The 17,921-nt window shown below is 58.7% G+C and carries 18 protein-coding genes; 7 read left to right on the forward strand and 11 right to left on the reverse strand.

All coding sequences use genetic code 11. The features are described from left to right. Positions 1–44 precede the first annotated feature (44 nt). A complete protein-coding gene (locus MUY35_RS12870; protein ID WP_248369156.1) occupies positions 45–1,448 on the forward strand; it encodes an FAD-binding oxidoreductase in 1,404 nt (467 codons plus the stop codon). Between the two features lie 155 nt (positions 1,449–1,603). Here MUY35_RS12870 and MUY35_RS12875 read toward each other — a convergent pair whose 3' ends face one another. The 4 genes from MUY35_RS12875 to MUY35_RS12890 all read right to left on the reverse strand — a co-directional run bounded on the left by MUY35_RS12875 (position 1,604) and on the right by MUY35_RS12890 (position 4,565). Further along, positions 1,604–2,143 (reverse strand): adenine phosphoribosyltransferase, encoded by a 540-nt coding sequence (locus MUY35_RS12875; protein WP_248369528.1) that lies wholly within the window; start codon positions 2,141–2,143, stop codon positions 1,604–1,606. A gap of 70 nt (positions 2,144–2,213) precedes the next feature. Next, on the reverse strand, positions 2,214–3,083 hold the full coding sequence (locus MUY35_RS12880) for an S-methyl-5'-thioadenosine phosphorylase (RefSeq protein WP_248369158.1): 870 nt from the start codon (positions 3,081–3,083) through the stop codon (positions 2,214–2,216). A 108-nt stretch (positions 3,084–3,191) separates the two neighbouring features. Further along, on the reverse strand, positions 3,192–3,860 hold the full coding sequence (locus MUY35_RS12885; protein WP_248369160.1) for a CatB-related O-acetyltransferase: 669 nt from the start codon (positions 3,858–3,860) through the stop codon (positions 3,192–3,194). A gap of 99 nt (positions 3,861–3,959) precedes the next feature. Then, complete coding sequence (locus MUY35_RS12890; RefSeq protein WP_248369162.1) at positions 3,960–4,565, reverse strand: flavin reductase family protein; 606 nt, start codon at positions 4,563–4,565, stop codon at positions 3,960–3,962. 71 nt (positions 4,566–4,636) lie between these two features. Between MUY35_RS12890 and MUY35_RS12895 the strand changes: the two genes are divergently transcribed. Further along, complete coding sequence (locus MUY35_RS12895) at positions 4,637–5,155, forward strand: N-acetyltransferase (protein WP_248369164.1); 519 nt, start codon at positions 4,637–4,639, stop codon at positions 5,153–5,155. Here the strand turns inward: MUY35_RS12895 and MUY35_RS12900 are convergent. The 7 genes from MUY35_RS12900 to MUY35_RS12930 all read right to left on the reverse strand — a co-directional run bounded on the left by MUY35_RS12900 (position 5,127) and on the right by MUY35_RS12930 (position 13,727). Then, a complete protein-coding gene (locus MUY35_RS12900; protein WP_248369167.1) occupies positions 5,127–5,432 on the reverse strand; it encodes a hypothetical protein in 306 nt (101 codons plus the stop codon). The two genes, MUY35_RS12895 and MUY35_RS12900, sit on opposite strands and share 29 nt — an antisense overlap. Positions 5,433–5,530: 98 nt before the next feature. After that, positions 5,531–7,780, reverse strand: a complete 2,250-nt coding sequence (gene ptsP / locus MUY35_RS12905) for a phosphoenolpyruvate--protein phosphotransferase (RefSeq protein ID WP_248369170.1) — start codon at positions 7,778–7,780, stop codon at positions 5,531–5,533. A 304-nt stretch (positions 7,781–8,084) separates the two neighbouring features. Beyond that, positions 8,085–9,320, reverse strand: a complete 1,236-nt coding sequence (locus MUY35_RS12910; protein ID WP_248369173.1) for an aspartate kinase — start codon at positions 9,318–9,320, stop codon at positions 8,085–8,087. Between the two features lie 108 nt (positions 9,321–9,428). Next, positions 9,429–9,881 (reverse strand): DUF1178 family protein, encoded by a 453-nt coding sequence (locus MUY35_RS12915; RefSeq protein ID WP_248369176.1) that lies wholly within the window; start codon positions 9,879–9,881, stop codon positions 9,429–9,431. A gap of 92 nt (positions 9,882–9,973) precedes the next feature. Further along, a complete protein-coding gene (locus MUY35_RS12920) occupies positions 9,974–10,384 on the reverse strand; it encodes an NUDIX hydrolase (protein WP_248369179.1) in 411 nt (136 codons plus the stop codon). Between the two features lie 296 nt (positions 10,385–10,680). Beyond that, positions 10,681–12,399 (reverse strand): methionine--tRNA ligase, encoded by a 1,719-nt coding sequence (metG, locus tag MUY35_RS12925; RefSeq protein WP_248369182.1) that lies wholly within the window; start codon positions 12,397–12,399, stop codon positions 10,681–10,683. 104 nt (positions 12,400–12,503) lie between these two features. Beyond that, entirely contained in the window at positions 12,504–13,727 is a 1,224-nt protein-coding gene (locus tag MUY35_RS12930) for an MFS transporter (RefSeq protein WP_248369529.1), read from the reverse strand. A 214-nt stretch (positions 13,728–13,941) separates the two neighbouring features. Here MUY35_RS12930 and MUY35_RS12935 point away from each other — a divergent pair, with 214 nt between their 5' ends. The 5 genes from MUY35_RS12935 (at position 13,942) to MUY35_RS12955 (ending at position 17,907) form a co-directional block, all read left to right on the forward strand. Then, entirely contained in the window at positions 13,942–15,063 is a 1,122-nt protein-coding gene (locus MUY35_RS12935) for an ABC transporter ATP-binding protein (RefSeq protein ID WP_248369531.1), read from the forward strand. 177 nt (positions 15,064–15,240) lie between these two features. Beyond that, complete coding sequence (locus MUY35_RS12940) at positions 15,241–15,456, forward strand: twin-arginine translocase TatA/TatE family subunit (protein ID WP_248369185.1); 216 nt, start codon at positions 15,241–15,243, stop codon at positions 15,454–15,456. Positions 15,457–15,482: 26 nt separating this feature from the next. After that, positions 15,483–16,166, forward strand: a complete 684-nt coding sequence (gene tatB, locus MUY35_RS12945; protein WP_248369187.1) for a Sec-independent protein translocase protein TatB — start codon at positions 15,483–15,485, stop codon at positions 16,164–16,166. After that, entirely contained in the window at positions 16,163–17,068 is a 906-nt protein-coding gene (gene tatC, locus MUY35_RS12950; protein ID WP_248369190.1) for a twin-arginine translocase subunit TatC, read from the forward strand. The genes tatB and tatC overlap by 4 nt, the downstream gene beginning before the upstream one ends. After that, complete coding sequence (locus MUY35_RS12955; protein ID WP_248369193.1) at positions 17,065–17,907, forward strand: ATP-binding protein; 843 nt, start codon at positions 17,065–17,067, stop codon at positions 17,905–17,907. Before tatC ends, MUY35_RS12955 begins: the two co-directional genes overlap by 4 nt. Positions 17,908–17,921: the final 14 nt, after the last annotated feature.

Consider the following 17,921-nt stretch of genomic DNA (forward strand, 5'->3'; position numbering starts at 1 on the left):
GAGCGCTCGCCGGATATTAGTGATCAGAGAATGAGGGCGCGGGCGTGAATTCTGCCGATGGTGTTTTTGAAGCAAGTTTACGGACAAAGCTGCCGGAAGCGGTGTTTCGACCCCTGGAGCCCCGCTATCTGGAAGAGCCGCGCGGGCTGTTTCACGGCGGCGGTGGTCTTCTTCTCGCCCCTTCATCCACCGACCAAGTAGCCACCATCATTCGTGCCTGTGCCGACGTTCAAGTTCCGGTCGTGCCTTATGGCGGCGGCACTGGACTTGTGGGTGGGCAAATCATGCCGGACGCGCAGCCTGTGATACTAAGCCTCGAACGGATGACCCGTATTCGCGCCGTTCATGAAGCCGAGAATGTTCTGGTGGCAGAAGCGGGTGCGGTGCTCGCGGATGTTCAGGCCGCAGCAGAGGAAGCCGGGCGTCTGTTCCCCTTGTCGCTGGCGTCCGAAGGGTCATGCCGGATCGGCGGGTGCCTGTCGACCAATGCAGGCGGGGTTAATGTGCTGCGCTATGGATCGGCGCGCGACCTGTGCCTTGGGGTCGAGGCCGTGTTGCCCGACGGGTCGGTGCACCACGGTTTGAAACGGTTGCGCAAGGACAATACGGGGTTTGACCTGCGGGCCCTGTTATGTGGGGCCGAAGGCTCTCTGGGCGTGATAACTGCCGCCAGCCTGCGGCTTTTTCCACAACCCGCCCGTCAAGGCACGGCGCTTTTGACGGTGCGCGATCCCTCTACAGCGTTGGAGCTTCTGTCACTGACGCAGGCACAATTGGGGCAAGCAATCAGTGCGTTTGAGTTGATCAAGGGCACCGGATTGGACTTTCTGGTGGCTGCCGGATTGGGCGGCGCGCAGCCATTTGCCGACAGACCCAACTGGTCAGTTTTGATCGAGCTTGGCTTGGGACCGACGCAAGATCCCGACGCCGAACTGACCAGCCTTTTTGAGGCCGCTGTATCAGCCGGGCTGGCCTATGACGGTGTGATCGCGCAAAGTGATGGCCAGCGTGCGGCCCTTTGGAAGCTGCGCGAAGAGATTCCGTTGGCCAACAAAGTCATTGGTGCGATCAGCTCACACGACATCTCGCTGCCCCTGTCCGCCATCACCGCCTTTTTAGCCGCGGCTGACGATGCCCTGCTGCAACGCGCCCCGTTTCGCGTCAACGCATTCGGACATCTGGGTGACGGCAATCTGCATTACAACGTGTTTCCACCAGATGGTCAGTCTGCGGCCGATTTTATCCATGTGCGTCAAGAGGTGCGGGATATCGTTTATGGTCTGGTGCAGAGCCATGAGGGATCATTCAGCGCCGAGCATGGAATTGGTCGACTCAAGCCCACCGAGTTGAAACGCTACGGCGACCCAGCGCGCCTTGTTGCGATGCGCAAAATCAAAGATGCGCTTGATCCGGTGGGTATCATGAATCCGGGCGTCATCTTCGACTGAACAGCCGATTAGTTGTAAAATATCACTACGTAATCGCAAAAGAAAACGCCCCGCCAGGGTGGGACGGGGCGTTGCACGAAATGTCATGCTAGCAAGCAGCGCCTGAAATAATCTCAGGCAAGAACTGGTTTAGGGCATCGAAGTTAACGCAAAGTTCACAGGCCGTCGAATTCGCACAGAACATGGACATCCATGCCCATTTCTTCGATCAGCTTGCGCCCGCCCAATTCCGGCAGGTCAACGATGAACGCGCAGCCAACAATCTCGCCGCCCAGCCGTTCGATCAATTTGATGCCAGCCTCGGCGGTGCCGCCCGTCGCAAGCAGGTCATCGACCAGCAAGATCTTCTCGCCGGGTTGGATCGCGTCATCATGGATTTCCACCACCGCTTCGCCATATTCCAGCGTATAGGATTGTGACAGCGTGGCGCCGGGCAGTTTCCCTTTTTTGCGGATAGGCACGAAGCCAAGGGTCAATTGGTGGGCAATCGCGCCACCCAGAATGAAACCGCGTGCCTCGAGCCCGATCACCTTGTCGATCTGCATACCCGCATAGGGATGCAGCATCTGATCGACCGCCATACGAAACCCGCGCGGGTCGGCGAAAAGCGTCGTCACATCGCGAAACAGGATGCCTTCATGCGGGAAGTCGACGATGGTGCGGATATAGTCCTTGACGGTCTTGCCCTTGTTCATGCGGACGCCTTTCAAAAAATAGTCGGCCTTGGTGTGGCGCAAAGCGATGAATGACGCAAGGGGCGCATGGTCATAGAACACGCCCCGCGACCGCATCCAGTTTGGCCAAAAGCGCCGGGTCGCGTTTGTCAGGTGCGGTCATGATCGCCATGTCCAGCGCGCGATCACACCCATGTGGGCAGGGCGCGCGATCCGAACCAAGAAGCGCAGGCAGACCAGCGACCATCCGGCGCGCCTTGTCGCCATTGCCAGTGAGCGTTGCAATCACTTGCGCCACGTCAACCTCGTCATGGTCCGGGTGCCAGCAGTCATAGTCGGTGACCATCGCGACCGAGGCGTAGCAAAGCTCGGCCTCGCGGGCCAGTTTGGCCTCGGGCATATTGGTCATGCCGATCACATGTGCGCCCCATTGGTCGCGATACATCCGGCTTTCGGCGAGGGTCGAAAACTGCGGGCCTTCCATCGCCAGATAGGTGCCGCCCTCGTGGACTGTGACACCCGCCTCACGCGCTGATGAGGCACAAGCAGCCGACAAGCGCGGGCAGGTCGGATGGGCAAAGCCAACATGGGCCACACAACCCGACCCGAAAAAGCTTTTCGCTCGCGCGAAAGTGCGGTCAATAAATTGATCTACAATGACAAAATCGCCCGGCGCCATGTCTTCGCGAAACGAGCCACAGGCGGAAACGCTGATTACATCTGTCACACCCAAGCGTTTGAGGGCGTCGATATTGGCACGATAGGGCACGTCGGACGGGCCATGCACATGGCCGCGCCCGTGACGTGGCAGGAAGGCCATCTTCACCCCGTCAAGCGAGCCTGTTAGAATCAGATCGGACGGGTCGCCCCATGGGCTGTCCACTTTTGTCCATGTCGCGTCGCTTAGACCGTCTATGTCGTAGACGCCAGATCCGCCGATGATGCCGATGACCGTGTCCATAAATGCCTCCGCTTTGCTATTTTGCGGTATCTTACGGTGCGTTTGGATTACGCGCCATGTGCATCGCGCGTTCGCGCCGCGCTTGGCATTACCAATGGGCTGTTGATCTTAGAGTTTGTCTGCGATCTGATGGGATAACGCCTCCAATGAAGCCAGATCGCCCGCATCTAATGCCACACGTGCGCGGGCGATCTGATCCGTTGGCCAATCCCACCACGCAAGCTGATTTACCCGGTCAATGTCGGCGGCAGGGAGGCGCATCTTGACCACTTGGGCCGGATTGCCTGCCACGATGGCATAATCCGGCACATCCTCGCGCACGACCGATCCCGCGCCGATAATTGCGCCGTTTCCGATCGTCACCGCGGGGCAGATGATCGCGCCATAGCCCAGCCACACGTCATGGCCGATGCGCGTGTCGCGGCAATCGGGTTGTGCCATAACCTCCTGATCAAGCGCAAAAATACCAAAAGGGAAGCTGGTCAGCCCAGCATAGGCGTGGTTGGCCGACGCTGTGATGAGCCGGACACCGTGGGCGATCTGGCAGAACTTGCCGATGATCAAACGACCTTCGGACATAGGGAACAAGTATGGCGCTAAGCGGGCCGCCCAGCCGTCCGGCGGGGGAGGGTCGAAATCCGAGGCGTAGGTGAAGTCGCCAACCTCGATATTTGCTTGGTCGATCACATTGGACAGAAAAACTGTGCCGTCATGGGTGGAACCATCGGGCAGGGTGACGGGGTGGACGTGCGCGGCGTCGGGCATGACAAACGGCATGGGATCTCCTTTAGAAATAGAAATGTGGAAATCAGGCCGCTTTGTTCATGACACCCTCCATGGCTGCTTCTTTACCTTAGCAGGCCGGGACAAAGGCGTCTATTCACCGGGGCGTTTCAGGGCAAACTTGTCCGTCACAACCGTGTAGTCGCGATAGCCAAGCCGCGCCAAAGGGCGCGCGAGGGTTATGTCGAAGATGCCATCCACAAGGCAATCATCGCGTAGATGAATACCTGTTACCTCGCCAAAGCAGACCAGGTTTTCATCGCCGGGCAGACGGGTAATCTGTGTCAGTTTGCATTCCAATGCAGCGGGTGCGGCAGGCAGGCGAGACGCCGCAATTGTCGAACACTCGACCCGCTGCAACCCGGCCGTCGCGATTTCGTCCTCGGTGCGGGGATAGCCGCCAGCCGAAATATTCATCGCCTCGGTCAATTCTTCCCCCACCATATGGACGCAAAAGACACCTGTCGCGTTGATGTTGTCGATCGTATCCTTGCCCAGTTCGCGATCTTCCTTGCGCGAGGTGGTGGCGAACATGACCTGTGGCGGATCATAGGCGACCCCATTGAAAAACGAATAGGGCGCAAGGTTTTCCGACCCATCCGCGCCGCGGGTTGTAATCCAAGCGATGGGGCGCGGGACAATCAACGCGTTGAATGGGTTATGTGGCAACCCGTGCCCATTTTTCGGCTTATAGAACACCCGCTTCTCCCTTCCTTTTTGACGTTCTGCCGTGATAGCAGCAATGAACGGCAGAAGACGAGGGGCAGCAGGTGTATCACCTGACAGAAGAAACCGAAGAGGATTGGTGGGAGGTCGAGGCGCTTTACGATCTTTGCTTTGCGCCGGGGCGCGAGGCGTTGTCGTCGTATCGGTTGCGCGACGGTATTGCGCCTGTGGCTCACATGTCGTTGGTCGCACGCGATGATGCCGGTATCTTGTCGGGCGCGATCCGCTATTGGCCAGTGACAATTGTCGGGGACGCCGGACGACATGCGGCGTTACTTCTTGGGCCCGTCGCCGTGCACCCAACTCGTCAGGGCGAGGGGCTGGGCGGTCACCTGATCCGCGAAAGCCTTCTGGTGGCGCAAGGCCTTGGCATTGCGCGGGTGATGCTGGTCGGCGATGCGCCTTATTACGCACGGTTCGGGTTTTCCAAACTGGACGGCATCGTTATGCCGCCCCCAACCAACCCGGACCGCGTGCTGGGCTACCGGCTTCAGGACGGCGCTTGGGCGGGAGTCACAGGGAACGTCACGCGGGTTACATCCGAACCTGTGGGTTCCGCTTGACCGCTGTAAACAGGCCGACCTGTGCTGCGCCGCCGGATTGGCGCGCCATCTGGTCCAACCGCGCGTGCCAACCTGTCCGTCGTGACATGAACCACCAACCTTTGCGCGGCCAAAGGTTGCGGCGGATCGAAATGATAAGCCCGGCCCCGAACAAGGCAAGAGCGCCGGACATAGAGTAAGACAACATGGCCCACATGGCCCCGCTGTCGAGGCTAATGGCAAATGCGGCGGCGAGGGTTCCCGTGAAGATTCCGGTGATGACAATACTGAACGGCATAGGCAGTCTCCTTTATACCGTTCCAGTTTTGTTCTAAACCTATGAAAAAAGTGATAAGCACTTAAAATTTTCTTGAATGGCGAAAGCGCCGCGTCGGGTCAGGCGTGTTTTTTCCGGGTCAAAAACTCTAACACCGCGGGACGCACAGATTGCGCGCCGGACAGTCGTGCCTCGTTTATTACATCACCTAGCTCAAGGATGTTTGTCCGCCTTATCAAATGTTTAACTGGACCGATCGAGGCGGGGCGCATGGAAAGTTGCCGCATACCCAAAGCTGCGAAACACACAGCTTCGATGGGTCGCCCGGCGTCTTCGCCACAGAAACTCAGCGGCGTGCGGGCCGCGCTGCAACGGGTCACAATTTCTTCGATCAGGTTCAGGAATGAGACGTTCAGCGTATCATATCGACGCCGCACACGTTCGTTTTCACGGTCAGCTGCATAAAAAAACTGCTTCAGATCGTTGCCACCGATCGAGATGAAATCGGCCATTTCAAAAAACTGCTGCGGCGCAAAAACCATCGACGGGGTTTCCAGCATCGCGCCGATCTCGGTATTCTCGGGCAGGATATGACCCAGCGCGCGTTCGCGTTCGATCTCGGCCAGGACCATTTCGCGGGCATCGCGAAATTCATCCATCTGCGCGATGAACGGAAACATCACGCTCAGATTGCGACCTGCGGCGGCCCGGATCAGGGCTTGCAATTGCATCCGCATGACGCCGGGTTTGTCCAGCCCGACACGGATCGCACGCCAACCCAGCGCCGGGTTCGGTTCGTCCAGCGGGTTCATATAGGGCAGCACCTTGTCCGACCCGATATCGAGCGTTCGAAATACCACGCGCTTGCCTTTGGCGGCGTCCAGCACGCGGGCATAGGTGGCGGCGAGATCGCCGCGACGTGGCACCCGATCAACGGTCAGGAACTGAAGCTCGGTGCGAAACAGCCCGACGCCTGCCGCGCCTGAGTTTTCAAGTGAGGGCAGATCAGCCATCAGACCGGCGTTCATGTGCAGCTTGATCTCGGTGCCGCACAAACCTTGCGCGGGCTTGTCGCGAAGGCTGCGATAGCGTTCCTGCTGCGCGGCCTCCATCGCCATTTTGTCGCGGAACGCATTCACGATTGTTTCTTCGGGGCGCAGATGGATGATGCCGTTTTCGCCGTCCACAAGGATGTGGTCGCCGTTCAAAGCCTCGGTCGAGATACGGCCAGCTTGTACGATCAGGGGAATAGCCAAAGCGCGCGCGACAATTGCCGCATGGCTTGCGATCGAGCCCTCTTCAAGCACAATGCCACGCAGCCCGCGTCCGTACTCCAGCAATTCACCCGGACCAATGTTGGTGGCAATCAGGATCGGGTTTTCGGGCATTTCCGCGCCGGTTTCCTTTCCCTGACCCGTGAGGATGCGCAAAAGTCGGTTGGACAGGTCATCCAGATCGTGCAAGCGCTCGCGCAGATAGGCGTCGGGCACTTGGCTCATCCGGGCACGGGCGGCGGATTGTTCTTTCTCGACCGCCGCTTCGGCAGACAAGCCAAGATTGATGTCGCTTTCCATCCGACGCAGCCAACCTTTGGAGTTGGCAAACATCCGATAGGCTTCAAGGACCTGCATCTGGTCTTTGTCTTTGGTCAGGGTGTTCGCCAAAAGCTCGTCCACCGAAACGCGCAACGTCTCGATCCCGTCATGCAGGCGCACCAGCTCGACCTCGGGGTCGTCGGCGACGGGGTTGGTCACAACAACGCGCGGTTCGTGCAGCCAAACATGACCCTCGGCCGCGCCTTCCTGCCCGATGCCTCCGGTGAAGGTGCTGGGGCGTTGATGCAGAGCGCCCATCGCCTCGCCTTCGCCAACAAAAGCGCCCAGCTCGGTCATTTCGGCCAACACCATAGCAACGACTTCAAGGCCATATAGTTCGTCGGCAGAGTATTCGCGTTCATCTTTGGACTGAATGACCAGAACGCCAAGGTTTTCGCCCAGACGCTGGATTGGCACACCTAGGAAGCTGGAATAAATTTCTTCGCCGGTTTCGGGCATATAACGAAAGCCGCGTTCGGATGGCGCGTTTATGGTGTTGATCGGGCGGCCCCGGCGCGCAACGCGCCCCACCAAGCCTTCGCCAACACGCAGTCGGGTCTTGTGTACGGCGGCTGCGTTCAACCCTTCGGTCGCGCAAAGCTCCAACGTTTCGCTGTCGCGAAACAGATAGATCGAACACACTTCTACGCCAAGGCTTTCGGCGATCAACGTGGTAATTCTGTCCAGACGCTCCTGACCCTGCGACGCCGAGGCGAGCGTTTCGCGCAGCTTGACCAGAAGTTTGCGACTGTCACTTTGCTGGCTTTCTGCCATTCTTACCGTTCCCTGTTCCTGTGGGCGTTATCGAGCCACCCACGATTGGGCAATCCGTCGAACCACTTGGACCAAAGCCACCGTAAAGCGAGCGCGGCAGATATTCCAGAAACTCCTTACGGTGTTTTGACTGAAAACTATTAACCCCGGCGGCATCTTGCGCAATCGCCGCGCATTTGGGCGTTATGCCGTTTGGGGCGACGCCAATTGCGTGTCGCCCGCCAGCATGCCGGGCTGCGTGGTTTTATCTAGGCCTCGACGTGATCCTGAGCGGCTTGGCGCAGGATCTTGGGTCGGACAGCGCTTAAGCTTTCTCCAACTCGAACGCATCATGCAGCGCCTGCACAGCCAGTTCCATATATTTGCGGTCGATCAGAACCGAGATCTTGATCTCGGAGGTGGTGATGACCTTGATGTTGATGCCCTCGTTCGACAGCACCTGAAACATCTTGGCGGCAATGCCCGTGTGGCTGCGCATCCCGATCCCAACGACCGAGATTTTGGCCACATCCTTGTCGGCCACGATGTCGTGGAAGTTGATGTCGCCCTTCGTCTTCGCATCCATCATCGCCTTTTCCGCACGTGCAACCTGATCAACGGGGCACGAGAAAGTCATGTCCGTGCGACCTTCTTCCGAGATGTTCTGAACGATCATGTCCACGTTCACGCCGGCCTCAGCCAGCGGGGTGAAGATGGCGGATGCGATGCCGGGGCGGTCGGCCACCGAAATCAGGGTCATCTTGGCCTCGTCGCGCTGATAGGCGACACCGGCAACAACTTTACTTTCCATGATATCCTCCTCGTCGCAGACCAACGTGCCTGCTTCCGGGTCATATTCTTCGAAGCTCGACAAGACGCGCAGCTTCACCTTATAGCGCATCGCCAGCTCGACCGAGCGGGTTTGCAGGACCTTTGCGCCCAGCGATGCAAGCTCCAACATCTCTTCGAATGCGATACGGTCCAGCTTGCGGGCCTTGTCCGAGATGCGCGGGTCTGTCGTGTAAACGCCGTCCACATCGGTATAGATATCGCAGCGCTCCGCGCCAAAGGCCGCCGCAAAGGCCACGGCTGTGGTGTCTGACCCACCGCGTCCTAGCGTGGTGATGCGCCCCTCTGGGCTGATCCCCTGAAAGCCTGCGATCACAGCCACTTTCATGCCTTCGCTGAACTTGGCTTTGATGTTTGCGGGCGGAATGTCTTCGATGCGCGCTGTTGAATGGGCACTGGTGGTCTGAACCGGCACTTGCCAGCCCTGCCAACTGCGTGCGGGGACGTCCATTTCCTGCAGACGCAGGGCCATCAGACCAGCGGTCACGTTCTCGCCCGAACTGACCACCGCGTCATATTCACGGGCGTCAAACAGCGGCGAGGTTTCTTCGACCCAGCCCACCAGCTCGTTTGTGCGCCCCGACATGGCCGACACGATGACGATCACGTCATAGCCGTTCGCCACCTCACGTGCGACCCGTTTCGAGGCCCGGTGGATCCGGTCCAGCGTGGCGACCGAGGTGCCGCCGAATTTCATCACCAGAATAGGCATCTTAGCCCCAAACCCCGTCTGTGTTTTTGTGTCCGGGCGTGTTTAGGGCGTGGGGGGGGAAAGCGCAAGTCTGCGCGCGCTTGGGCGCGGCGTGACCGTTGATCGCGGTCAGTTAGATTTGCGTGTTGGGGTGAAGGGCAGAGGCATCACAGGGACGCCATCTTCCAACAACTCTTTGGCGTCCGCCAGCTTAGCCTCGCCATAGATTGACCGCTCAGGCGTGTCGCCAAGATGCATCGCGCGGGCTTCTTCGGTGAAGGACTTGCCGACATATTCGCTTTCGGCTTCAACCTTGGCGCGCAGTTTTGCAATCTCGGCCTCAAGTTCTGAATTAGGCGCGGCGAGCGGTGTTGACGCGGCGGGGTCGGCTGGCACCGGCGCACTTGCGGCGGCCCTTGCCGGGCGCACTTTGGGGGCCATCAGGCTTTTTTCGACCTTGATGGATCCGCATTCGGGACAGTTGACATGCCCCGCCGCAAGCAGCCCGTCATAGGCTGCGGCGTTCTGAAACCAGCTTTCAAATGCATGGTTCTGGTCGCATTTCAGTGCATAGCGGATCATGTTTGGTCCCAAAATAACCTGATCAACTGAATATGGCGATCCGGCCTCACAGGTGCAACCCACGGCGACAAAACGAGTATAGGTGTTGACAGTTACTTGGCCTCAGACGGGTCAAAATCCCTGATAATGCGGCGCAGTTCAGGCTCCCACACCAACTGCGCGGCTTTTCTTTGAGAGACCCATTTGCGCCGCCTTTGCCCCTTTTCCGGGAAAGATTTGTGCTGTTTCTTGACCTTCAGGGGAAAGACTGCGACGACGCAGGGCAAGCGACCACCATCATGCGCTTTGTTATAGGCATAAAAGCCAAGCACGTTGTGGCTAAGCTTGCCTTCGACCCCGGCTTCTTCATAAGCCTCGGTGGCGGCTGATCCGGCGGGCGTTTCGCCATCCATCGGCCAACCTTTCGGAAGAATCCAGCGACCAGAGCCGCGGGTGGTGATCAACAAGATTTCCACCTTGCCGTCCTTCAAACGGTAAGGAAGTGCGCCAAACTGCGTGCGCACAGATCGCTTGTCACTTAGCGAAAGCCGTATCGGCCGTGGCTTACCCTTCGCGATCGTCAACTTCTTGCCGCCCTTGATACCCATCTGTCCGGTAAATAATCCGGTTATCGTTATGTTTCATTAAAGATAGCTCGTTTCGACGGAAAATAAAGCGAAAAGCCAGATGTGGTGTGAAATGGGAGCGTAAGTGCCATATCGGGTGTTGATGGGATCGGTGATGGGGTCGTTTGTCAGATGAAACATAAAACGCCCCTTCCGATGGAAAGGGCGTTTTGAGATCGTCATTGACGATTTGATCAGTCGCGACTTCCAGCAAATCGTTCTTGCCAGCTTTCGCGATCTTCATCTGAAATCTTGGCGAACACGTTTTCAGGCACCGTGAACGCGTGGCCGGGGTGCAGCACGCCGAGCGCTGCGGGGACGTCATCGGGCCAAGTGTCGTCTTGGGCATTCATTGCCTCAAGCATCGTTTTCGACGCATCCGGTATGAAGGGCGCCGACAGCACAGCATAAAAACGGATCAGGTTTAGCGCCAAACGGATCTGCGCCGCCGCCTGTTCCGGGTCGGTCTTGAAGGTCGTCCACGGGGCCGCCGTTTGCAGGTATTCGTTGCCCGCGACCCAGATGCCGCGAAGTTCCTGCGCGGCTTTGCGCACGTCTATCGCTTCCATATGGGCCTCATAGGCGCGGGTCTTGGCGGTCAGGTCTGCGATCAGAGCCTGTTCCAGATCGCCATAGGTGCCACCGTCCGGCACGGCTTCCGAGAATTTCGAGCGGCAGAACTTGGTCACGCGGCTGACGAAGTTGCCCAGCACGTCTGACAGGTCTTTGTTCACGCTGACCTGAAAATTCTCCCAAGTGAATTCACTGTCTGAGTTTTCGGGTGCGTGGCTCAAGAGCCACCAGCGCCAGTAATCTGCAGGCAGGATCGACAGGGCCTGATCCATGAACACGCCGCGCCCCCTGGAGGTCGAGAATTGCCCGCCGTCATAGTTCAAATAGTTGAACGATTTGATGTAATCGACCAGCTTCCACGGCTCGCCCGACCCCATGATCGTCGCGGGGAAGCTGAGCGTGTGGAAGGGCACGTTGTCCTTGCCCATGAACTGCACGTACCGCACGTCGTCGGCGCCCTTGTCGGGGCGCCACCAGCGGTGCCAGAAGGCGTCAGGCTCGCCCAGCTTGTCAGCCAGCTCGGCGGTGGCGGCGATATATTCGATGGGCGCATCGAACCAGACATAGAAGACCTTGCCTTCCATGCCCGGCCAGTCTTCATCGCCCTTCTTGACCGGGACGCCCCAGTCCAGATCGCGGGTGATGCCCCGGTCTTGCAGCCCGTCCCCGTCATGCAGCCATTTCTTGGCAATGGAGGTGGTCAAGACCGGCCAATCTGTCTTGGTATCAATCCAAGCGTCCAGCTTGTCCTTCAGCTTGGACTGGCGCAGGTACAGGTGCTTGGTCTCGCGCACCTCAAGGTCGGTCGACCCGGAAATGGCCGAACGTGGTTCGATCAGGTCGGTTGGGTCCAGTTGCTTGGTGCAGTTTTCGCATTGATCGCCGCGCGCGCCGTCATAGCCGCAATTGGGGCAGGTGCCCTCGATATACCGATCAGGCAGGAAGCGGCCATCGGTGTGGGAATAGACCTGTTTCTCCGACACCTCCTCTATCAAACCGTTCTCGGCCAGCTTGCCTGCGAAATGCTGGGTCAGCTTATGGTTCCGCTCGGACGATGAACGCCCGAAATTGTCGAACGAAAGCCGGAAACCGTCAGCGATTTCGGACTGAACCGCGTGCATTTCGGCGCAGAACTCGGCCACCGGTTTGCCAGCCTTGGCGGCGGCCAACTCGGCGGGCGTCCCGTGTTCATCGGTGGCGCAGATGAACATGACCTCGCGACCCCGGCCACGGTTATAGCGCGCATAAAGATCAGCGGGCAGTTGCGAGCCGACCAGATTGCCGAGGTGCTTGATCCCGTTGATATAGGGGATCGCCGAGGTGATAAGGACGCGGTTCATGTGTGCTCCGGTTCTGCGGGGTGTTTTTCGGTTTCGGGCCGTATACGCGATGCCCATCGCCATTGCCAGAGTTTCGGATCACATGCAGGTCGCAGCACTGTCGCCTAGTCGCGATCGCGCAGCTTGCCAAACAATCGACCCATCGAAAACGACGTGCGCGGCGTATAGGTATAGGGCGTGCGGATGGTGCGCGTCGGGCGTTGCCGGCTTCGCGCCAGACCGAACACGATCAAGCCCAGATGCCCGACCGCGATGAAGGCGAACAGGGCGGAGGGGCCGAAATGTTCGATCAGACCCGAGGCCACCAAGGGCGACGCGATGGCCCCGACGGCGTAAAAGAACATCAGCGCGGCCGACAGTTCGACCCGTTCTTCGCTGGTGGCAAAGTCGTTGGCGTGGGCGGCGGAGACCGAAAAGATCGGAAAGGTGGTGAAGCCGAAAAGCCCTGCGGTTAGGAACGCCACGCTTTGGCCCATGCTGGATGCCATGACGGTTACGCTGCAGCTTAGGATCGCTGCAATGGACAGACCGATCAGCACCGCGCGACGGTCATATCGGTCGGCCAGCCAGCCCACCGGAAGCTGGGCGAGCGCGCCGCCCAGAACGAAGCTGGCCAGAAACCAAGCCAGTTGCCCGGTGGCAAGGCCGACCTCTTGTCCATAGATCGGGCCGACCATCCGAAATGCGGCCGATGTGATGCCCGCGACGATGACGCCCGCGACGGCCAGGGGCGATCGCACCCAAGCAAGCGCGGGGCGCAGGCGGGGGGTGCTGGGGGTCACGGGTTGCGGCGTGCGGGTCAGGGCAAGGGGCAGGATGGCTGCACAGCAAGTCAGGGCCAGCACGTTGTAAGACACGTAATGCGCAGGCTCCAACACGCCGATCAGAAGTTGTGCGGCAAGCGATCCGCCAAGATCGACCGCCCGGTAGCCGCCCATTGCGCGGCCTCGGGTCTCGTTCGTGATGCTCGCGTTCATCCACGCCTCGATCACCGTGTATGCGCCCGCGACGCTAAGCCCGGTCGCGATGCGCATGACGGCCCACGGCACAGGATCAACCCACAGCATATGCGCCAGCAGCCCAATGGCCCCCATCGCGGTAAACCCGGCAAAGGCGCGGGCGTGACCAACTGTGCCCATCAAGCGCGGCGCCCACCAGCAGCCGACAAAGAAGCCGACGAAATGCGCCGATCCCAACATCCCGATTTCGGCCTTGGTGAAGCCAAGCTTCAGCCCCGACAACGCGTCCAACGGACCAACCCCGCCCGAGCTGAGTTGCAGCAGGACAACGGATAATAGAAGCGGTGCAAATGTAATAAGAAAGCGCATCAAGACCTCGGGGTATTTGGCCAGCATCGGGGTTTCGTGTGGCAACGCTAGGCTGAAAGCGACAATACCGCCAAGTGCTGTGTCGTATCGACGACAGATCAGGCGTGGGGCTTGCGGGGCAAAAGGGGGGCTGATATGCCCCAATGAAAGCCTGATGGAATTCATCGGATATCCACCCGCGCCTGCGGATTATGCAAAGGACCAGCCCGCGACCATGGATGGTGCCACCCTGAATAAAGCACGGTTGGAAATCCGAGACCTTCATCGGGAGTTCGGCGGACGCCCGGTTGTCAGTGGCGTGTCGCTATCGTTGCAGGCAGGGCAGGTTACTGGATTGTTGGGGCCGTCGGGCTGCGGCAAGTCCACGACGCTGCGGATCATTGCGGGCGTGGATCGCCAGACCTCGGGCGAGGTGTGGATCGACGGTCAACAAGTGGCGGGTCCGGGTGTGTTCCTGCCGCCTGAAAAGCGCCACATTGGTTTGATGTTTCAGGATTTTGCGCTGTTTCCGCATTTGTCAGTCGCGGACAACGTGGCGTTTGGTCTGAGTGGATCGCGCACCCAAAAGCGGCTGCGCGTACGCGAATTGCTTGAAAAAGTCGGGCTGGCGCGTTTCATCGACAGCTTTCCGCATGAATTGTCCGGCGGTGAACAACAACGTGTGGCGTTGGCCCGCGCGTTGGCGCCGCGTCCATCAATCATGTTGATGGACGAGCCATTTTCTGGCCTTGATAACCGACTTCGTGACGGTATTCGGGACGAAACACTGGGCATTTTGAAAGACGAAGGCGCTGCGGTTCTGCTGGTGACCCACGAACCCGAAGAAGCCATGCGCATGGCGGACGAGATTGCGTTGATGCGCGACGGGCGGATCGTTCAATGTGGCGCGCCTTATAACCTTTATAACTCACCGGTGGATTTGAAGGCTGCGGCCTTTTTCTCGGACGTTAATGTGATTCCCGGGCGAGTGCAGGGGGCGTTGACCGATACCGCTTTTGGACAATTTCTTGCCCCCGGCGTGCCAGATGGCGCGAAGGTGGATATCGTCATTCGCCCACAGCACCTTAAGATCGACTTTGATCGAGGCGGCAAAGGCCCAAGCCCCACGCATGACCACGGTGTTTGGGCGCGTGCTTTGGTGGATCGCGCGCGCTTCATCGGCAAAGAAAGCCTTGTTGATTTCCGGATGGAGGACAACGGATCAATCCTGACCGCCTCGGTCCCATCCGTGTTTTTACCAAAACATGGCACGCCCCTATGGATTGCGATTCGGCGCGACCGTTGTTTTGTTTTTCGCCACGATGACGTGCCCGGTGTGGATGCGCCCAGCGTCTGACGCATTGGCGCGCTGCTCCACTTAGAATGGCACCAAAACGGCGCTGCGCGCATTTCGCACATCATTTTCCCGATAGTTTTTCGCTTTGGGGCTTTGAACTTGGCGCGCAAAGCCATAAATGTTGCAGGCGTTATACATGTGGACGGGCGTCGCGCCCTTCCAATGAGGGAGAATAACATGCTCAACAATATCGGCCTTCCGGGCCTTCTTCTGATCGCTGTCGTGGTGCTGGTTCTGTTCGGCCGCGGCAAGATCTCGTCGCTGATGGGCGAAGTTGGCAAAGGCATCACCGCGTTCAAAAAAGGCGTTGATGACGGCAAACAAGAGATCGAAGATCAAGCCGCAGATGTCGCCAAGGACGTCACCCCCGAGAAAGACAAGGAAAAGGCGTAAGCCGCGACCGTTAGGGGGCGCTGCCCATGTTTGATATCGGGTTTACCGAGCTTTTGGTGATCGGGGTTGTCGCCCTGATCGTGGTCGGTCCTAAGGACTTGCCGGGCATGTTCCGCACGCTGGGCCGGTTTACGGCGCGCGCGCGCCAGATGGGCCGCGAGTTTAGCCAAGCGATGAACGAAGCTGCTGACGAGTCCGGGGCCAAGGACATTGCTGATACGTTCAAATCCGCGACGTCGTCCAAGGCGATGGGGTTGGATGCTCTGAACAAAGCTGCGGACGGGTTCGAAAAATGGGACCCTTCAAAAACCTTGCGTGATCAGAAGACTGGCGATGCCGCGACCAAATCTGGTGCCAAGGATGGCAAGACCGAGTTGGACAAAGCAGGCGACGAAGCTGCGCGCAAAATTCAAGACACGACCACGAAGGCAACCGCTGATCGAAAGGCCGCAGATGCCGCCAAGTCGGCCGAGATGCTGAAGGTGAAAAGGCCGCCTTCCAAACGGCCTACCGAAAGAACGATTGGCAAACCTGACGCCGCGAAAGCGCCCGCGAAAAAGACAGCCGCCAAAAAACCCGCTGCTAAAAAGCCTGCGCCTAAGACACAAGCTGCCAAGAAACCTGCAGCCAAGAAACCAGTGGCCAAGAAGCCTGCTGCCAAATCGGCAACCAAGCCCAAGACCAAACCCACGGACAAATCTAACGCATGAGCGACCCTGAAGAGATCGAAGACAGCTCGGCCCCGCTGATCGAGCATCTGACCGAACTGCGCACGCGCTTGATCCATTCGGTGCTGGCCTTCATCGTCGGCATGATAATTTGTTTCACCGTTTGGAACCCGATCTTCAACTTCCTGACCGAACCACTGTGTACAACAATGGCCGAACGCGGGCAGGACCAATGCGGGCTGATCCTGATCAAGCTGCAAGAAGGCTTCTTCGTTGCGATCTCGATCTCGCTGTTTGGCGGGCTGGTGCTGTCGTTTCCTTATATCAGTTATCAGCTTTGGCGGTTCGTGGCGCCGGGACTTTACAAGTCTGAAAAGAATGCTTTCCTGCCCTTCATGATCGCCTCGCCGGTGATGTTTTTCATCGGGGCGTCGTTTGCATTCTATGTCGTCATGCCGCTCGCCTTTGACTTCTTTCTAGGCTTCCAGCAAGCCGGAACCGTGGGCGAGACGGATGTCTCGGCCTCGATCGACTTTCAGGGGTCGGTGCAGGAATACCTGCGTCTGACGATCAAGTTTATCGTCGCCTTTGGCCTGTGTTTCCAACTACCGGTGCTGCTGACCCTGATGGGCAAGGCCGGGTTGGTCAGCGCGCAGGGTCTGGCGGACATGCGCAAATACGCGGTGGTCGCCATTCTTGTTTTGGCCGCGCTTGTGACACCGCCGGATGTGATCACACAGGTGATCCTGTTCGTGGTGGTTTATGGTCTTTACGAGATTTCGATCCAACTTGTGAAACGGGTCGAGAAGAAGCGCGAAGCCGATCTGCGCGAACAGGGCCTGTGGTTTGAAGATGACGAAGATGAGGCGTACGAAGACGAGTTGGTGGCCGAGTTTGACACCGATGAGGATGACGATCCGGGGCAGGTGGAGAAGGGCGAATGAGCGATGCAGACGCCGTGAAACGTATCGCGGATGCCCTGGAACGCATGTCGCCCGCGCCACTGTCTGCGCCGGATTTCTCAACCGCTGATGCATTCGTCTGGCACACATCCCCAGATCGGCTTGAGCCTGTTCTGAACGTCAATCGAGTCGCCATCGAACTTCTGATCGGCGTCAACCGGTCACGTGACACTCTACTGGAAAACACGCTGCAATTTGCCCGTGGTCTGCCCGCCAACAACGCACTTTTATGGGGCGCGCGCGGGATGGGAAAATCGAGCCTTGTCAAAGCAGTCCATGCCGAAGTTCTGAAACAGGGCGAAGCGTTGAAGATCGTTGAGTTGCAACGTGAAGACCTGCCATCCGTCAGCCGTCTTCTGGGGCTTCTGCGCGCCGCGCCGCACCGATTCTTGATGTTTTGCGATGACCTGAGTTTCAGCCATGACGACCAGCACTACAAAAGCCTGAAGGCGGTTTTGGATGGCGGGATCGAGGGGCGGCCTGAGAATGTTGTTTTCTATGCCACTTCGAACCGTCGCCACCTGATGCCGCGCGACATGATCGAAAACGAACGCTCGTCCGCAATCAGCCCGTCCGAGGCGGTGGAGGAAAAGGTTTCGCTGTCTGACCGCTTTGGTTTGTGGCTTGGCTTCCACCCCTGCGATCAGGACGAATATCTCGCGATGATCCGGGGGTATTGTGATGCTTACGGGGTCACAGTCGACGACGAAACTCTGCGCGCAGAGGCGATTGAATGGCAGGCGACCCGCGGGGCACGATCTGGCCGCGTTGCTTGGCAGTATTTTGTCGATCTGGCGGGGCGCAGCGGCGTCATGATCTAGCAAAAACCAGAGCC

The organism is Aliiroseovarius sp. S1339, from assembly GCF_023195695.1.
In the GTDB taxonomy this organism is placed as follows: domain Bacteria; phylum Pseudomonadota; class Alphaproteobacteria; order Rhodobacterales; family Rhodobacteraceae; genus Aliiroseovarius.

Excerpts from the sequence above, each read along its gene's own strand:
- MUY35_RS12875 (WP_248369528.1), bottom strand. The coding sequence starts at position 2,143 with ATGAACAAGGGCAAGACCGTCAAGGACTATATCCGCACCATCGTCGAC.
- MUY35_RS12880 (WP_248369158.1), bottom strand. The coding sequence starts at position 3,083 with ATGGACACGGTCATCGGCATCATCGGCGGATCTGGCGTCTACGACATA.
- MUY35_RS12885 (WP_248369160.1), bottom strand. The coding sequence starts at position 3,860 with ATGCCGTTTGTCATGCCCGACGCCGCGCACGTCCACCCCGTCACCCTG.
- MUY35_RS12900 (WP_248369167.1), bottom strand. The coding sequence starts at position 5,432 with ATGCCGTTCAGTATTGTCATCACCGGAATCTTCACGGGAACCCTCGCC.
- ptsP (WP_248369170.1), bottom strand. The coding sequence starts at position 7,780 with ATGGCAGAAAGCCAGCAAAGTGACAGTCGCAAACTTCTGGTCAAGCTG.
- MUY35_RS12910 (WP_248369173.1), bottom strand. The coding sequence starts at position 9,320 with ATGCCTATTCTGGTGATGAAATTCGGCGGCACCTCGGTCGCCACGCTG.
- MUY35_RS12915 (WP_248369176.1), bottom strand. The coding sequence starts at position 9,881 with ATGATCCGCTATGCACTGAAATGCGACCAGAACCATGCATTTGAAAGC.
- metG (WP_248369182.1), bottom strand. The coding sequence starts at position 12,399 with ATGAACCGCGTCCTTATCACCTCGGCGATCCCCTATATCAACGGGATC.
- MUY35_RS12930 (WP_248369529.1), bottom strand. The coding sequence starts at position 13,727 with ATGCGCTTTCTTATTACATTTGCACCGCTTCTATTATCCGTTGTCCTG.
- MUY35_RS12935 (WP_248369531.1), top strand. The coding sequence starts at position 13,942 with ATGGATGGTGCCACCCTGAATAAAGCACGGTTGGAAATCCGAGACCTT.
- MUY35_RS12940 (WP_248369185.1), top strand. The coding sequence starts at position 15,241 with ATGCTCAACAATATCGGCCTTCCGGGCCTTCTTCTGATCGCTGTCGTG.
- tatB (WP_248369187.1), top strand. The coding sequence starts at position 15,483 with ATGTTTGATATCGGGTTTACCGAGCTTTTGGTGATCGGGGTTGTCGCC.
- tatC (WP_248369190.1), top strand. The coding sequence starts at position 16,163 with ATGAGCGACCCTGAAGAGATCGAAGACAGCTCGGCCCCGCTGATCGAG.
- MUY35_RS12955 (WP_248369193.1), top strand. The coding sequence starts at position 17,065 with ATGAGCGATGCAGACGCCGTGAAACGTATCGCGGATGCCCTGGAACGC.